This window comes from Auraticoccus monumenti (assembly GCF_900101785.1).
In the GTDB taxonomy this organism is placed as follows: domain Bacteria; phylum Actinomycetota; class Actinomycetes; order Propionibacteriales; family Propionibacteriaceae; genus Auraticoccus; species Auraticoccus monumenti.
The window spans coordinates 2,695,502-2,711,021 of record NZ_LT629688.1 but is presented as its reverse complement, the minus strand read 5'-3'; the positions used below and the strand labels follow the sequence as shown (position 1 = coordinate 2,711,021).

Annotated in this window: 14 protein-coding genes; 8 read left to right on the top strand and 6 right to left on the bottom strand. The window is 72.2% G+C overall.

Annotated elements, in window-relative coordinates; all coding sequences use genetic code 11:
• Positions 1 to 9 precede the first annotated feature (9 nt).
• From BLT52_RS12595 to BLT52_RS12585, 3 genes are all read right to left on the bottom strand, one after another.
• Positions 10 to 984, bottom strand: a complete 975-nt coding sequence (locus BLT52_RS12595; RefSeq protein ID WP_090594069.1) for an ABC transporter permease — start codon at positions 982 to 984, stop codon at positions 10 to 12.
• A complete protein-coding gene (locus BLT52_RS12590) occupies positions 977 to 1,897 on the bottom strand; it encodes an ABC transporter permease (RefSeq protein WP_090594067.1) in 921 nt (306 codons plus the stop codon). The genes BLT52_RS12595 and BLT52_RS12590 overlap by 8 nt, the downstream gene beginning before the upstream one ends.
• A gap of 111 nt (positions 1,898 to 2,008) precedes the next feature.
• Positions 2,009 to 3,658 (bottom strand): peptide ABC transporter substrate-binding protein, encoded by a 1,650-nt coding sequence (locus BLT52_RS12585; RefSeq protein ID WP_090594066.1) that lies wholly within the window; start codon positions 3,656 to 3,658, stop codon positions 2,009 to 2,011.
• 227 nt (positions 3,659 to 3,885) lie between these two features.
• On the opposite strand from BLT52_RS12585, the gene BLT52_RS12580 reads away from it, so the two are divergent.
• Positions 3,886 to 5,061, top strand: a complete 1,176-nt coding sequence (locus BLT52_RS12580; RefSeq protein ID WP_172804038.1) for a GNAT family N-acetyltransferase — start codon at positions 3,886 to 3,888, stop codon at positions 5,059 to 5,061.
• A gap of 25 nt (positions 5,062 to 5,086) precedes the next feature.
• Here BLT52_RS12580 and BLT52_RS12575 read toward each other — a convergent pair whose 3' ends face one another.
• Positions 5,087 to 5,485, bottom strand: a complete 399-nt coding sequence (locus tag BLT52_RS12575) for a universal stress protein (RefSeq protein WP_090594063.1) — start codon at positions 5,483 to 5,485, stop codon at positions 5,087 to 5,089.
• A gap of 99 nt (positions 5,486 to 5,584) precedes the next feature.
• On the opposite strand from BLT52_RS12575, the gene BLT52_RS12570 reads away from it, so the two are divergent.
• From BLT52_RS12570 to ku, 7 genes are all read left to right on the top strand, one after another.
• Positions 5,585 to 6,586 (top strand): Bug family tripartite tricarboxylate transporter substrate binding protein, encoded by a 1,002-nt coding sequence (locus BLT52_RS12570; protein WP_090594061.1) that lies wholly within the window; start codon positions 5,585 to 5,587, stop codon positions 6,584 to 6,586.
• Positions 6,583 to 7,113 carry a tripartite tricarboxylate transporter TctB family protein gene (locus BLT52_RS12565; protein ID WP_231946295.1) on the top strand — a complete coding sequence of 177 codons (531 nt, stop codon included), beginning with the start codon at positions 6,583 to 6,585 and terminating at the stop codon, positions 7,111 to 7,113. The genes BLT52_RS12570 and BLT52_RS12565 overlap by 4 nt, the downstream gene beginning before the upstream one ends.
• The gene (locus BLT52_RS12560) at positions 7,113 to 8,618 is read left to right on the top strand and encodes a tripartite tricarboxylate transporter permease (RefSeq protein WP_090594060.1); all 1,506 of its coding nucleotides are present in this window, start codon (positions 7,113 to 7,115) and stop codon (positions 8,616 to 8,618) included. The genes BLT52_RS12565 and BLT52_RS12560 overlap by 1 nt, the downstream gene beginning before the upstream one ends.
• A 61-nt stretch (positions 8,619 to 8,679) precedes the next feature.
• Entirely contained in the window at positions 8,680 to 9,855 is a 1,176-nt protein-coding gene (locus tag BLT52_RS12555; RefSeq protein ID WP_172804037.1) for a GNAT family N-acetyltransferase, read from the top strand.
• Positions 9,856 to 9,922: 67 nt separating this feature from the next.
• Positions 9,923 to 10,924 (top strand): TIGR03560 family F420-dependent LLM class oxidoreductase, encoded by a 1,002-nt coding sequence (locus tag BLT52_RS12550; RefSeq protein ID WP_231946294.1) that lies wholly within the window; start codon positions 9,923 to 9,925, stop codon positions 10,922 to 10,924.
• Between the two features lie 65 nt (positions 10,925 to 10,989).
• Positions 10,990 to 12,606, top strand: a complete 1,617-nt coding sequence (gene ligD / locus BLT52_RS12545) for a non-homologous end-joining DNA ligase LigD (RefSeq protein WP_090594055.1) — start codon at positions 10,990 to 10,992, stop codon at positions 12,604 to 12,606.
• A gap of 115 nt (positions 12,607 to 12,721) precedes the next feature.
• Entirely contained in the window at positions 12,722 to 13,792 is a 1,071-nt protein-coding gene (gene ku / locus BLT52_RS12540) for a non-homologous end joining protein Ku (RefSeq protein ID WP_090594053.1), read from the top strand.
• A gap of 81 nt (positions 13,793 to 13,873) precedes the next feature.
• Here the strand turns inward: ku and BLT52_RS12535 are convergent, their stop codons facing one another.
• Positions 13,874 to 14,560 (bottom strand): LuxR C-terminal-related transcriptional regulator, encoded by a 687-nt coding sequence (locus BLT52_RS12535; protein ID WP_090594052.1) that lies wholly within the window; start codon positions 14,558 to 14,560, stop codon positions 13,874 to 13,876.
• Positions 14,557 to 15,513, bottom strand: a complete 957-nt coding sequence (locus tag BLT52_RS12530) for a sensor histidine kinase (RefSeq protein ID WP_090594050.1) — start codon at positions 15,511 to 15,513, stop codon at positions 14,557 to 14,559. Before BLT52_RS12530 ends, BLT52_RS12535 begins: the two co-directional genes overlap by 4 nt.
• Positions 15,514 to 15,520 lie beyond the last annotated feature (7 nt).

Sequence of the window (15,520 nt, the reverse complement as noted above, 5' to 3'; positions counted from 1 at the left end):
TCACGTCGGTCACCGCAGCTTCGGGTCGAGGGCGTCCCGGACGGCGTCGCCCAGCATGATGAAGGCGAGGATCGTCACGGACAGGAAGATGGACGGGAAGATCAGCATGTGCGGCGCCACCCGGATCAGCCCCAGGGAGGAGGCCAGCGAGATGTCGATGCCCCAGGAGATGGCCGGCGGGCGCAGCCCGATGCCGAGGAAGGCCAGGGTGGCCTCGACGGCGATGTAGGTGCCCAGGTTCAGCGTGGCCACCACGATCATCGGGGCGACGGCGTTGGGCAGGATGTGGTTGGTGATCAACCGCCCCGAGCCCGCCCCCAGCGCCCGTGCGGCGTTGACGTAGTCGTTGGGCTTGACCTGCATCACGCTGGAGCGCATCATCCGCGCGATCGAGGGCCAGCCGAAGAGCACCAGCACCCCCACCACCTGGAGCACCTGGACCACGAACGGGGTGTCGAGGTTCGGCGGGAACAGGTAGAGGAACAGGATGCCGGCCAGCAGCAGCGGGATGGCGAAGAAGATCTCCCCGACCCGCGACAGCACGGCGTCCAGCCATCCGCCGTAGAACCCGGACAGCAGACCGGCCACCGAGCCGACCAGGGCCGTGCCGATGGTGGTCAGCAGGCCGACCATGATCGAGGCGCGAGCCCCGTAGATGGTGCGCGCGTAGACGTCGTAGCCCTGGCTGGTGGTGCCGAAGGGGTGCTCGGCCGAGGGTGGCTGCCGGGCGACGCCGAGGTCGCCGTAGAGCGGGTCGGTGCGGGTGAACAGCTGGGGCGCGATCGCCATCACGACCAGCACCAGGATCAGGATCGAGGAGATCCAGAACAGCGGGTTGCTGCGGAGCTCGCGCCAGGCGTCCGCGCCCGGGGAGCGGACGGCGTCCTTGGTGTTCTTGGTGTCTGCGGTGGGGGCGCCCGTGTTCGCCGCTGCGTCGACCGGGTTGGGCCGTAGCGACTCGGTCGGGGCGATCGGGTCAGTCATGAGCGATCCTCGGGTCCAGGACGCCGTACAGGATGTCCACGAACAGGTTGACGAGCAGGTACACGATCACCAGGCAGGTGACGGTGCCGACCACGATCGACCCGTCCTTGGAGTTGATGCCGCGGAAGAGGAACCCGCCGATGCCGTTGATGTTGAAGATCCGCTCGGTGACGACCGCGCCGCCGAGCAGCGCGCCGACGTCGTAGCCGATGAAGGTGATCACCGGGATCAGCGAGTTGCGCAGGGTGTGGATGCCGATGGTCCGGCCGGGGCCGAGGCCCTTGGCCCGCGCGGTCCGGACGTAGTCCGCGCGCAGGTTCTCCACCAGCGTGCCGCGCATCAGCCGGGCGATGTAGGCCACCGAGAAGGAGCCCAGGACCAGACCCGGGAGCAGCAGCTCGTACCAGGTGCCGGTCGAGGCCGTGACCGGGAAGAGCGACAGCCGCACCCCGAGCACCAGCTGGGCCAGGCCACCGATGACGAAGACCGGGATCGACAGCACGACCAGGCTGGACAGCGTCACCAGGTAGTCCAGGAACCGGCCCCGGCGGATACCGGCCAGCACCCCGGCGAGGATGCCGATCACGGCCTCCACCACCAGCGCGATGACCGCCAGCTTGAGCGTCGTGGGCCAGCGGAGCAGCAGCTCGCCGGCGACCGAGATGCCGCTGAAGGTCTCCCCGAAGTTGCCCTGGAACAGCTTGGCCAGGTACAGCCCGTACTGCACGAGCAGCGGCTCGTCGAGGTTGTAGTCGGCCCGGAACTTGTTGATGTAGGCCGGCGGGCAGGCCCGCTCGCCGCACCGGCCGGCGGCCGGGTCGCCGAGGGCGAAGACCATCACGAAGATCATGAAGGTCGCCCCGATGAAGACGGGGATCATCTGCAGGAGCCGTCGGATGATGTAGGTCCCCACGAGCCGCTCCTTCCTAGCGCTTCACAGCGCTCTCACGTGGTCGGCTTATCAGACCACACCCGGGACAGACTCACGGCCGGCCCCCTGGGGGGGACCGGCCGTGAGCAGGTGTCACTTGACGGTGATGCTCGCCAGGTCGGGGGTGCCGAAGGCGGTGATCTTCACGTTGTCCACGCGCTCGCTCCACCCCATCTGGGTCTTGCCGTAGAGCAGCGGGGCCACCGGGAAGTCCTCGGCCAGCTTGGACTCAGCCTGCTGGTAGAGGGTGTTGGCCTCCTCGCCCTCGGCCGCGGCGGCCTGGGTGAGGAGCTCCTCGAACTCGGGGCTGTCGTAGTCGGCCCAGTTCGAGTCCGCGCCCTTGGCGTGGATCGGGGTCAGGAAGTTCTCGATGGACGGGTAGTCCATCTGCCAGCCGGCCCGCAGCATGCCCTTGTACTCGTCCTCGTCGATGCCCTTGTTGTAGGTGGCGAAGTCGATGACGGGGTTGAAGGTGCACTCCACACCGAGGTTGTTGCTGATCTGGTTGCAGATGGCCTCGCCGACCTGCTGGTTGATCGGGCTCTCCTTGGTGTTGCTGGAGTAGGTCAGCGTGCCCTCGTAGCCGCCGGCCTGCTCGTAGAGGGCCTTGGCCTTGGCCACGTCGAAGACGCAGGCCTCACCGCACTGGTCGGCCTTGTAGCCGTCCACGACCGGGGACACCCAGCCGGTGGCCGGGGTGGCCGAGCCGCTGAACAGGGTGTCGGCGATGGCCTGGCGGTCGACCGCCATGGACAGCGCCTTCTTCAGGTCGGTGTTGTCCTTGAGCTGCTCGTCGGCCGGGGAGAAGGTGATCCAGCGCATGCTGCCGGTCTCCTTCTGGGCCCAGCGGTCCTGCAGGTCGGTCTGGTAGAGGTCGCCCACCAGCTGGTCCGGCGGGATCGAGTCGATCACGTCGAGGTTGCCGGCCACGACGTCGTTGTACGCCGCACCCAGGTCCTCGTAGATGCGGAAGGTCAGCTTGTCCGTGCTGGCGGGGAACTCACCGGAGTAGTCGGCGAACTTGGTCAGCACCATCTCGGTGCTGGAGATGGACTCCACCTGGAACGGGCCGGCGCCGATCGGCTTGGCCTCGTAGGCGTCCTGGTCGTCGAAGAAGGCGTCCGGCAGCGGCGCGAAGGCGGTGTAGCCCAGGCGGACCGGCAGGTTGGACACCTTGTCGGTGGTCTTGATGGTGAAGGTGTAGTCGTCGACGACGGCCAGCCCGCTCAGCTCGTTGGTCTCGGCCGGGGTCGCCTCGCAGTCGCCCTCGTCGCCGCACTGGGTGGCGGCGTAGCCGTCGATGGCGGAGTAGAAGTACGAGCCGGTCTGGCCGTTCTCGGCCGCGGCGGTGTAGTTCCAGGCGTCCACGAAGTTCGCGGCCTTGACCTCGGTGCCGTCGTGGAACTTGTAACCCTCCTTGAGGGTGACGGTGAAGTTCTGGTTGTCCTCGGTCTCGATCGCCTCGGCGATGTCGAGCTCGGGGGCGGCGGTGTCGGCGTTGTAGTGCACCAGCTTCGACACGAACACGTCGAGGACGTTGCCACCGCAGACCTCGGAGGTGTTGCCGGGGACCAGCGGGTTCTCCGGGGTGCAGCCGTTGACGGTGATCTCGCCGCCGCCACCACCCCCGCCGGTGCCGGGGGCCTGGGGATCAGGGGTCGAGCCACCGCCGCCACACGCGCTCGCCAGCAGGGCGACCGAGGTGAAGGTGGCGGCGACCATCGCGCGAGAGCGTGCTCGCATGGGGTGCCTCCTAGTGGGTGGGCGTCCGGATCGCGAACGTCCAGATGACGTGGGACGACGAAACCTCTCGCACATCCCGGTGCAGGTGACCAACTTTCTAGTCGACTGGTGCAGGCGCTGCAAGGACCGAGGCGGCGGGCCGGGCACAGCGCAACACAATCGTGACCTCCAGACGTCCGGCGCGAAACCCCTCGCCTCCACGTCACCCCTCCGAGAGGATGACCCGCGTGAGCACCGAGATCCGTGAGCTGGCCCCCGACGAGATGGCTTCGGCCCAGCGGCTGGGGCACGAGGCGTTCGGCTCCCCACGGCCCTCCGACGACGGCGGGCCCGTCCCCGCGGCACCCGGACGGCGGTTCCTCGGCGCCCTCGTCGACGGCCGGCTGGTGGCCAAGCTGAGCGCGGTGTCGCACCGCTCCTGGTGGCACGGGGCGGACGTGCCCACCCTCGGCATCGGCGGGGTCGCGGTCGAGGTGGAGCACCGCGGTGCGGGTCTGGTCGGACGGCTCTTCGCCGAGGCCCGCGCCGGGGCGGAGGCCGACGGCGCCGCGCTCTCGACGCTCTACCCCACCGCACCGGCCATCTACCGCCGGCTGGGGTACGAGATCGTCACCGACCTGCTGACCGTCGCCGTCCCCACCTCGGCCCTGGCCCAGCTGCGCGCCCCCGACGGCGTCCGGCTGCGGCGCGCCGAGGTGGCCGACGTGCCCGCGGTCCGGGAGGCGTACCGGGAGTGGGCCCGCACCCGCAACGGCCCGCTGACCCGCACCGGGCCGGCCTTCCCCGAGACCGACGAGGAGCTGCTGGGCGAGTTCAGCGGCATCACCCTGGCCGAGCGCGACGGCCGGGTGGTGGGCTGGTGCAGCTTCGAGCGCGGCACGGGCTACGGCCCGGAGTCCAGGATCGAGGTGACCGACCTGCTCGCCGTCGACCCCGGCGCCCACCTGGCGCTGCTGGCCTCGCTGGGCCGGCACGCCTCGGTGGTCGGACGGGTCGAGCTGCAGACCTCCGGTGACGACCTGCTGCGGCTGCTGACCCGGACCGCGGACTGGTCGGTGCTCGAGCGCAGCCCCTACATGCTGGCCGTGCTCGACCCCGTCGCCGCGCTGGAGGGCCGGCGCTGGCCGCCGATGGACGTGTCGCTCCCCCTGGTCCTCGCCGACGCCGACGGCACCCGGGGACTGAGGCTGGAGCTGGACGGCGAGGGCGGTGCCACCTGCACCACGACCGAGCCGGCTCCCGACGCCCCCGTGCTCACCCGGCGCGGGCTCGCCGCCCGGTTCTCCGGCCACTGGTCCTGCGCCAGCCTGCGCGGCGCCGGGCAGCTCGCGGGAGACAGCCGCCACGACTGGCTGCTGGACGCGCTGTTCACCGGCGAGTGCCACGTCCGCGACTACTTCTGACCCGGACCTCCGCCGGGCCGGAGCCTCACACCGCCGGCTTGACCACCATCACCGGCACCGGGGAGTCCAGCAGCACCCGCTGCACCACCGAGCCGAGCAGCAGCTTGCCCACCGGCGAGCGGCGACGGGTGCCGACCACCAGCATCTCCGCGTCCACCTCGACGGCCAGGTCGACCAGGGAGCCGGCGGTGTCCCGACCGCCGGCGGTGGTGCGCAGCGTCCAGGACAGGTCACCGACCTCGAGCCCGGCCAGCTCGCCGGCCACCTCGGCGTGGACCGCGGCCTCGTCCCCGGCCTCGGTGGTCAGCCCCTCGATGACGTGCAGCACGACGAGGTCGGTCCGGCGCAGGCGGGCCTCCTCGACCGCGGCGGCGAGGGCGGCGTGTCCGGCGGCGGTGCGGGAACGGGCGGCGGCGACGGTCATGACGGGACTGTAGCCCCAGGCGCCTGGCGGGGCTCCGGCCCGACGTGGCCCCGGACAGCACCCGCGGGCTACCCTCACCGCACCGAGCGAAGGAGCCCGATGAGAATCCCACGAGCCGCGCGCACCATCGGTGGCGCGGTCGCGGTCGCCGTGCTGGTGGTGGCGGCCGGCATCAACGCCAACCAGTCCGGGGCGGGCGCGGACCTGCGGACCAAGACCACGCTGATCGCCCCCGCCTCCCCCGGCGGCGGCTGGGACCTGGTGGCCCGCGAGGCGCAGCAGGCGCTCCGCTCGGAGAGCATCGTCGGCAACGTCTCGGTCAACAACATCCCCGGCGCCGGCGGCACCATCGGGCTGGCCACGCTCGCCCAGATGGACGGGCAGGCCTCCTTCATGATGGTCACCGGCACCGTGATGATGGGCGGCATCACCCGCAACAAGGCGGAGACCACGCTGGACGAGCTGACCCCGGTGGCCCGGCTGGCCCAGGACTTCGAGGTCGTCGCCGTGCCGGCCGACTCCCCCTTCCAGACCCTGGACGACTTCTTCGCCGCGTGGGAGGAGAACCCGGCGGCCCTGCCGATCGGTGGCGGCTCCGCCGGCGGCATCGACCACATGGTGGCCGGCCAGCTGGCCCGCGAGGCGGGCGTCGAGCCCGGCGACCTGGAGTACGCCGCCCACGCCGGCGGCGGCGAGCTCACCATCAGCCTGCTGTCGACCGCCGCGGGCACCGTCGAGGTGGGCATCTCCGGCTACAACGACTTCCGCGACCTGCTGATCAACGGCTCGCTGAGGGCGCTCGCCGTGGTCGCCCCGGAGCGGCTGGAGGGCCTGGACGCCCCCACCATGACCGAGCTCGGCTACGAGTCGGTCGACCTGGTCAACTGGCGCGGTCTGGTCGCCCCGGCCGGCATCACCGCCGAGGAGCGCGCCGAGCTGGAGTCCGTGGTGCTGGAGATGGTGGCGACCGAGCACTGGCAGGAGGCCGTGACCCGCAACCGCTGGCAGCCGTGGGTGCTGACCGGGGACGAGTTCACCGAGTTCCTCGTCGAGGAGCAGGAACGCGTCGACGTCATCCTCACCGACCTGGGGCTGGTGTGAGCACCGCGACGACGCCCGCCGCACCGGCGACGCCGAGCACCCCGTTCTGGAGCAGCCGCTCGGCCCTGGTGATGCCGGCGCTGCTGGTCGCGGTGGCGGTGTTCCTGGTGGTCGGCATCGTGCAGATGGAGGTCGCCGACGACTCCGAGCTCTTCGGGCCCAAGGCGTTCCCGACCCTGGTCGTGGTGGTGCTGCTGGTGGTGGCGGTGCTGCTCACCGTCAGCATCCTGCGCAACCCCGAGGTGCCGGCGCCGGTCGAGGGCGCCGACGGTGAGGTCGTCCCGACCACCAACTGGCGGGCCATGGCCGTCACCGTGGGCAGCGTCGCCGTGTTCATCGCCCTGCTCGAGACCGCCGGCTGGATCGTCGCGGCCGCGATCCTGTTCGCCGGGGTGGCCACCGGGCTGGGCAGCCGGCGCTACCTGCTCAACATCGGGATCGGGCTGGCCATCTCCTCGGTGGTCCAGCTGGTCTTCGTCGGGCTGCTGGGCCTCGCCCTGCCGGCCGGGATCATGGGGGTCTTCTGATGGACCAGCTGATGAGCCTGCTGCAGGGGTTCGGCGAGGTGCTGACGCCGACCAACCTGCTCTACGTGCTGATCGGGGCCGTGCTGGGGACGGCCGTGGGCGTGCTCCCCGGTCTCGGCTCGGCGATGGCGGTGGCGCTGCTGCTGCCGCTCACCTTCACCCTGGAGCCCCTGTCGGCGCTGATCATGTTCGCCGGGGTCTACTTCGGCGGGCTGTTCGGGGACTCCATCGCCGGCATCCTGATGAACACCCCCGGCAACTCCACCGCGATCGCCGGCGCGTTCGAGGGCCACCGGATGGCACTCACCGGGCGTGCCCCGCAGGCGCTGGCCACCTCGGCCATCGGCGCCTTCACCGGAGGCATCCTGGCCACCACGCTGGTGGTCTTCTTCGCCCCCACGCTGGCCAGCCTGGCCAACCGGTTCGGTCCCGGGGAGTACTTCGCGCTGGCCGTGTTCGCCTTCGTCGCGACGTCCGCGGTGGTGGCCGACTCCGCGCTCCGCGGGCTCGCCGCCCTGGGGCTGGGACTGGCCATCTCGGTGGTCGGCATCGACTCCGTCAGCGGCGCCCAGCGCTTCACCTTCGGGGTGCTGGAGCTCTTCGACGGCGTGTCCATCGTCGTCCTCACCGTGGCCCTGCTGGCTCTGGGCGAGGTCTTCCACGTCGCCTCCCGGGTCGGTCATCCCGAGGACCGCAGCCTGATCGCCAGCCAGGGACGTCCGTTCCTCTCGGGTGCGGAGTTCCGCGAGGCGCTGCCGGCCTGGCTGCGCGGCACGGCCTTCGGCGTCCCCTTCGGGGTCATCCCGGCCGGTGGTGCGGAGGTGCCGACCTTCCTGGCCTACGGCACCGAGCGCCGGCTGGACCGGCGTCGGAAGAACCCGATGTTCGGCAAGGGCGCCATCCGCGGGGTCGCCGGGCCCGAGGCCGCGGGCAACGCCACCGCGGGTACGGCGATGGGGGCGCTGCTGGCCCTGGGTCTGCCGACCTCGGCCACCGCCGCGGTGCTGCTGGCGGCCTTCCAGCAGTACGGCATCCAGCCCGGGCCGCTGCTGTTCGAGCGCAGCGGGGAGCTGGTCTGGGCGCTGCTGGCCAGCCTGTTCATCGGCATGGTGGTGCTGCTGATCCTGAACCTGCCCTTCGCCCCGCTCTGGGCCCGGCTGCTCCGGGTGCCCAAGCCCTACCTCTACGCCGGGATCGCCGTGCTGGCCTGCTTCGGGGTCTACGCCTCCACCGGCTCCCTGGTCGACCAGGTGCTGCTGCTGGGGCTGGGGATCGTCGGCTACCTGATGCGCCGCTACGACTTCCCCGTCGCCCCGGTGCTGATCGCGGTGATCCTCGGCCCGCTGGCCGAGGAGTCGCTGCGCGAGGCGATGAACAACTCCGAGAACAACCCGCTCACCCTGGTCAGCAGCCCGATCACCGTGGTGCTGTACCTGATGCTGATCGGTGCGGTCCTGCTCTCGGTGGTCAACAAGGTCCGGGCCCGGGGACGTCAGGACATCTGAGCCCGGGCCCAGAGGCGGTATCGGGGTGGCCGGAGCACGTCGGCACCAGCAGGATGTCGGTGTGACCACCGAGACCCGTCAGCTCACCTCCGAGGACCTCCGGGCGTTGCACGCGCTCGGCCACGAGGCCTTCGGCATCCCCCGACTCGCCGAGGACGCCGAGCCCGACCCGCTGCGACCGGGGCACCGGGTGGTCGGCGTGGTGGAGGACGGTCGCGTGCTGGCCGCGGCCAGCGGCATCGACCACCGCTCGTACTGGCACCGCACCGAGGTCCCCAGCCTCGGCATCGGCGGGGTCAGCGTCGCCGTGGAGCACCGCGGCAGCGGGCTGCTGGCCGGCCTGCTCACCGACGTCCACGACACCGCCCGCTCCGCCGGCGTCGCGCTCGCCACGCTCTACCCCAGCGCCCCCGGCATCTACCGCGGGCTGGGCTATGAGGTGGTCGGGCACGTGCTCACCCTGGCCGTCCCCACCGCGGTGCTGGCCCAGGTCCGGGTCCCCGACGGCGTCCGGCTGCGGCGGGCCGAGCTGGCCGACGTGCCCGCCGTCCGGGACCTCTACCGTCGCTGGGCGGCCGGCTACAACGGTCCCCTCACCCGCACCGGGCCGGCCTTCCCCGCCACCGACGCCGAGCTGCTCGCCGCCCCCAGCGGCACCACCCTGGTCGAGCGCGACGGGGAGCTGATCGGCAGCTGCTCCTTCGACCGCGGGCACGAGGTCAGCCCCCGGGCCGCCATCGGCGTCCGCGACCTGGTGGCCCTGGAGCCCGACGGCTACCTGGCCCTGCTGGCCTCGCTGGGCAGCAGCGCGTCCGTGGTGGGGCGGGTGGAGATCCACACCAGCGGCGACGACGTGGTCCGGCTGCTGACCCGCTCCTCGGACTGGGAGGTGGTCGACCGCGCGCCCTACATGCTGGCCGTGCTCGACGTCGCCGGCGCCTGCACCCAGCGGCGCTGGCCCCAGCTCGCGGTCCGGCTCGACCTCACCGTGGCCGACCGCGACGGTGAGCAGGGCTGGTCCCTGGAGCTGGACGGGTCCGGCTCGGCCACCTGCGAGCCCGCACCGGTGCGGCCGGGGGCCCCGGTCCTCACCCGCCGTGGCCTCGCCGCCCGCTACGCCGGGAGCTGGAGCTGCCACGCGCTGCGGCAGGCCGGGTTGCTGCACGGGGACGCCGGCAGCGACCCGCTGCTGGACGCCCTGTTCACCGGGGACTTCCACGTCCGCGACCACTTCTGAGCCAGGTCCCCGGTGCACCCCCGGCCCTCCGGTCACCTCCCCGGAGCGCCGGTCTAGGGTTCGGGACATGACTGCGACGATGGAGTTCGGGCTGTTCATCCCCCAGGGCTGGCGTTTCGACCTGACCGAGGTGGCCGAGGCGGACCAGTGGTCGGTGATGCGTGACCTCGCCCAGCGGGCCGACCGCGGCGACCACTGGCAGAGCCTGTGGGTCTACGACCACTTCCACACCACCCCGGTGCACAGCGAGGAGGCGACCCACGAGGCCTGGACGCTGATGGCCGCGCTGGCTGCCAGCACGGACCGGATCCGGCTCGGTCAGATGTGCACCTGCATGGCCTACCGCAACCCGATGTACCTGGCCAAGGTGGCCGCCACCATCGACCACGTCAGCGCCGGCCGGCTGGAGATGGGCATCGGCGGCGGCTGGTACGAGCACGAGTGGCGCGCCTACGGCTACGGGTTCCCCCGCGCCGGCGTCCGGCTCGGGATGCTGGACGAGGGTGTCCAGATCTTCAAGCAGGCCTGGGAGACCGGGCACGCCACCCTCGACGGCACCCACTACCAGGTCGACGACGCCCTCTGCTTCCCGCTGCCGCGCCAGGCCGGCGGGCCGCCGCTGTGGATCGCGGGCGGCGGGGAGAAGGTCACCCTCAAGATCGCCGCGAAGTACGCCCGCTACACCAACTTCGACGGCTCACCGGAGGGCTTCACCCACAAGTCGGCGCTGCTGGCCGACCACTGCCGCGAGGTGGGCACCGACTTCGACGCCATCACCCGCTCCTCCAACTACAACGTCTTCATCGGCCGCGACGAGGCCGAGGTGGCCGAGCGCCGCCGGGCCTACGTCGACCGGGTCACCCCGCACCTGGGCGAGGAGCGGGTGCAGGCCCAGCTCAAGGGCTTCGACGGGCTGGCCGGCACCGGCACCGTGGAGCAGGTGGTCGAGAAGCTGACCGCGGTGCGCGACCTCGGCATGACCTACGGGATCTTCTACTTCCCCGAGGCCGCCTACGACACCTCCGGCATCGAGCTGTTCGAGAACGAGGTCATCCCGGCCCTCCGCTGAGCGCACCCCGGACCGGTCGGGCACCTGCCTGACCGGTCCCGGGCCGCTCGTGGCAGCGTTGGCCCATGGCCGGCCGTGGTGAGGATGAGCGTCCGCTGCAGCGGTACCAGTCGATGCGCCACTTCGACCGGACGCCGGAACCGGCCGGTCGCCCCGGCACGGCACCGGAGGGGACGCCGCGGTTCGTGGTGCAGCGGCACCGGGCGCGGGCGCTGCACTACGACGTCCGGTTCGAGATCGGCGGCGTCCTGGTCAGCTGGGCGGTGCCCAAGGGCCCGACGCTGGACCCCGACGTCCGCCGGCTCGCCGTCCACGTCGAGGACCACCCGCTGGAGTACATCGACTTCGAGGGGGTGATCCCCTCCGGTGAGTACGGCGGCGGGGACGTCATCGTCTGGGACGCCGGCACCTGGGAACCCGCCGAGGGCGTCGACCCGGTCGAGGAGCTGGCCACCGGCACCCTGCACGCCCGCATGCACGGGGAGAAGCTGCGCGGGCAGTTCGTGCTGGTCCGCACCCGCCGCCAGGGGTCGTCCAGCGGCGGCAAGGAGCAGTGGATGATGCTGCACAAGCACGACGAGGACGCCGTCACCGGCTGGGACGCCGCCGACCACCCCCTCTCGGTTCTGAGCGGGCGGACCAACGAGGAGGTCCAGGCCGACCCGGACCGGCTGTGGCGCTCGGACCTGCCGGCCGACGAGGCCTCGGTGGAGCTCAAGGTGCCCGTGCCCGACCCTCCCGGCGAGGAGGAGCTGGCAGCGCTCGACGCGCTGGAGAAGCAGGGCCGCTGGGAGGTGCTGGGGCGCACGCTCAAGGTGACCAACCTGGACAAGGAGCTGTTCCCCGGTCGCGACGGGCAGCCGCCCGTGACCAAGCGCGACCTCGTCCGCTACGCCGCCCAGGTCGCGCCCACGCTGCTGCCCTACCTCGCCGGGCGGGCGCTGAACATGAACCGCTTCCCCGGCGGCGCGCAGACCAAGGGATTCTGGCACAAGGAGCTGCCCACCCACGCCCCGGAGTGGGTGCCCCGCTGGGAGAACCCGGCCGCCGACCCGGGCGAGACCCGCACCTACCTGGTGGTGGACGAGGCGGCCGCGCTGGTCTGGGCGGCCAACTTCGGGGCCCTGGAGTGGCACCCCTGGACCAGCCCGACCGCCGCCCCTGACCGTCCCTCCTACGTGCTGTTCGACATCGACCCCGGGGAGCAGACGACCTGGGAGGAGGTGCTGGTGATGGCGCGGCTGCACCGGACCGCGCTGGAGCACCTCGGCGTGCGCGGACGCCCCAAGGTGACCGGTCGGCGGGGCGTCCAGATCTGGGTGCCGATCCGGCCCGGACCCACCTTCGACCAGACCCGGGCCTGGGCCGAGACCGTCTCCCGCAGCGTCGGCGCGGTGGTGCCGGAGCTGGTCAGCTGGAAGTGGACCGTCCGCGACCGCGGCGGGCTGGCCCGGCTGGACTACACCCAGAACGCGGTCAACAAGACGCTGGTCGCGCCGTACAGCCCACGGCCGTCGGCCGGAGCGCCGGTCTCGGTGCCGATCGAGTGGGACGAGCTCGACGACCCCGCGCTGCGCCCCGACGGGTTCCTGCTCCGCGACGTGGTCCCCCGGCTGCTCGAGCGCGGTGACCTCTTCGCCGACGTGCTGGACCACGACCAGGACCTGCCGACGGTCACCTGAGCAGAACCGGTCGCTGACCTGACGTCTCCGGACCATGCGCGAGAGGTGTCGGGTGAGCGTCCGGTTCTGCTGGTGGGGTAGGACTGGGGCGACGTCGAGCAGGAAGGAGCAGCCGGTGGCACGGTCGATCTGGTCAGGGGCCCTGTCGTTCGGGCTGGTGAGCGTCCCGGTCGGGCTGCACTCGGCCACCTCCGAGCACGAGGTGCGCTTCCACCAGTTCGAGCGCGGCACCACCTCCCGGATCCGCTACAAGCGGGTCAACGAGGACACCGGTGAGGAGGTGGCCCACGCCGACATCGTGAAGGGTGCCGACCTGGGCGACGGCCGCTCGGTGGTGCTGACCGAGGAGGAGCTGGCGTCCGTCGAGCCCGGGCGGAGCCGCACCATCGACATCAGCGACTTCGTCGACGCCGCCGAGATCGACCCGATCTACTACCAGAAGAGCTACTACCTGGCCCCCACCGACGAGACCGCCCAGAAGCCGTACGGGCTGCTGGTGGCGGCCCTGGAGAAGGCCGGGAAGATCGCCATCGCCTCCTTCGTGATGCGGAACAAGGAGTACCTGGCCGCCATCCGGCCCTCCGGCGACGTGCTGGTGCTGGAGACGATGTACTTCGCCGACGAGGTGCGCGACCCCGCCGAGGAGCTGGACACCCTGCCCTCCGCGCCGTCCTCGCGGAGCAAGGACGTGCAGATGGCCATCGACCTGATCGAGGCGATGACCAGCCCCTGGGACCCGGCCAGCTACCGCGACCACTACACCGAACGGGTCCAGCAGCTGGTGGAGGCCAAGCAGCAGGACCGCGAGGTGGTCACCGAGGCGCCCGAGGAGGACACCGGCCAGGTGGTCGACCTCGTCGCCGCGCTGCGGGCCTCGCTGGAGAGGGCGCGCGGGCACAAGGCGGGCAACGAGCACCGCGGCGGCACGCTGACCACCCGCGCTGCGGGCTCCGGTCAGGGCTCGGCGGAGGGCAGCACGGGGTCCGGGAAGGGCGGCAGGAGTCCCGGGAAGGGCGAGGGCAAGGGCGAGGGCAAGGGCGAGCGCCGCCGGGACGAGGACGTGGCGTCGATGTCGAAGTCCGAGCTGTACGCGCTGGCCCAGGAGCTGGACGTCGACGGCCGCTCCTCGATGACCCGCGACCAGCTGGCCGAGGCCGTCACCCAGGAGGGACGCCGGGCCGGGTGAGCGGCGAGACCACCCGCGGCGGCGCACCCGGGGCGTCCAGGGTCTTCGCGGTGACCTCATCCGCCTCTCGTCGTGCGGGCGTCAGCCCCGGGCGGTGAGGTAGGCCAGGACGGCCCGCACGCGGCGGTTCTCCTCCCCGGGTGGGAGGTCCAGCTTGGTGAAGAGGTTGGCGACGTGCTTGGAGACCGCGCCTGCGGAGAGCACCAGCTGCTGGGCGATCTGGGCGTTGCTGAGCCCGCGGGCCATCAGCTCCAGGACCTCGCGTTCCCGGGGCGAGAGGGCGTCCAGGGCGGTGCGACGGTCCAGCACGAGCAGCGAGGCCACCTCGGGGTCGATCACGACGCCACCTGCGGCGACGATCTGCAGCGAGTGCAGGAAGTCCGCGACCCGGGACACCCGTTCCTTGAGGAGGTAGCCCAGACCGCCGGTGCCGGGGTCCCCCGGCGCCGCCGGACCCGCTCCACCGTCGAACAGCTCCGTCGCGTACGCCGAGGCCACGTACTGGGACAGCACCATGATGCCGATCCCCGGGTGCCGGGCGCGGATCCGCACCGCGGCGTCGAGCCCGTCGACCGTCATGGTGGGTGGCATCCGCACGTCGGTGAGGACGACGTCGGGCGGCTGCCCGCTGGTGACGGCGTGGTCGACGACGGCCTCGAGCTCGGGGGCGCTCGCCGCCTGGGCGAGCACCTGGTGGCCCTGCCGCTCGAGCAGCCCGACCAGACCCTCCCGGAGCAGGGCCGCGTCGTCGGCGACCACGAGTCTCACCGCCCGACCTGCTGCCAGGTCGGCGAGCCGGCACCGGTGACGCCGGGCTCGCCCTCGGGGAGCAGGAGGGGCACCCGGGCGACCAGTGACGTGGGGCCGCCGGCTGGGCTGGCCACCTGTAGGCCCCCACCGAAGGCGGCGAGCCGTTCGGACATGCCGGCGAGGCCGTGACCGGGACGGACCCGGGCCCCGCCGGGACCGTCGTCGACGACGGAGACGTGCAGCGTGTCGTCGGCGCTGAGCAGGACGGTGACCCGGGCGCCCGGCGCGTGCTTGGCGACGTTGGTCAGCGCCTCGGAGACGAAGAAGTACGCCGCCGCGGCAACCCCCTGGGGAACGGGCGGAAGGGGGTGCGGGACACGGACCACCGCGGGCAGCCCCGAGCGGCGGGCCAGGTCGCGGACCGCCGCGTCGAGGCCGACGTCGGACAGGACCTTGGGGTGGATGCCGGCGACGGTCGCGCGCAGCGCGGCCAGCGCGGCGTCGGTCGCGTCCTGGGCCTCCGCCAGCAGCTCGGTGACCTGGCGGACCTCCCGGGGCGGGGCGACCACCGTGCTGAGGAGCAGCGCCGCCTCCCCGATCTTCAGCGAGGACGCGACGATGTGCTGCTGGGAGCCGTCGTGCAGGTCCCGCTCGATGCGACGTCGCTCGATCTCGAAGGCGTTGACGATCTCCAACCGCGAGGAGCGCAGGTCGCCGACGTGGCGTGCCCACTCCGCCGGGTCCCGCGGCGGTACGGCGAGCGGCTTGCGTCGCTCCAACGCCACCACCGCCGCGGTGCACAGCCCCAGCCACGTCACCAGGGCGACCACCGCCACCGGCGCGCCACCCCCGGGCCCGTCGGCCGCCCACCAGCAGGCGACGGCGCCGAGACCCGCGACCGCCCCGAGGCACAGCTGGAGCAGGAAGAGGCCTCGAGGGGCGAGCGGCTCGCGCGAGACCCTGGGGACCATGCGCCCA

What these genes read in the sequence shown, in the direction of transcription:
- BLT52_RS12585 (WP_090594066.1), bottom strand. Translation starts at nt 3,658, where the DNA reads ATGCGAGCACGCTCTCGCGCGATGGTCGCCGCCACCTTCACCTCGGTC.
- BLT52_RS12595 (WP_090594069.1), bottom strand. Translation starts at nt 984, where the DNA reads ATGACTGACCCGATCGCCCCGACCGAGTCGCTACGGCCCAACCCGGTC.
- BLT52_RS12570 (WP_090594061.1), top strand. Translation starts at nt 5,585, where the DNA reads ATGAGAATCCCACGAGCCGCGCGCACCATCGGTGGCGCGGTCGCGGTC.
- BLT52_RS12550 (WP_231946294.1), top strand. Translation starts at nt 9,923, where the DNA reads ATGACTGCGACGATGGAGTTCGGGCTGTTCATCCCCCAGGGCTGGCGT.
- BLT52_RS12575 (WP_090594063.1), bottom strand. Translation starts at nt 5,485, where the DNA reads ATGACCGTCGCCGCCGCCCGTTCCCGCACCGCCGCCGGACACGCCGCC.
- ligD (WP_090594055.1), top strand. Translation starts at nt 10,990, where the DNA reads ATGGCCGGCCGTGGTGAGGATGAGCGTCCGCTGCAGCGGTACCAGTCG.
- BLT52_RS12560 (WP_090594060.1), top strand. Translation starts at nt 7,113, where the DNA reads ATGGACCAGCTGATGAGCCTGCTGCAGGGGTTCGGCGAGGTGCTGACG.
- BLT52_RS12530 (WP_090594050.1), bottom strand. Translation starts at nt 15,513, where the DNA reads ATGGTCCCCAGGGTCTCGCGCGAGCCGCTCGCCCCTCGAGGCCTCTTC.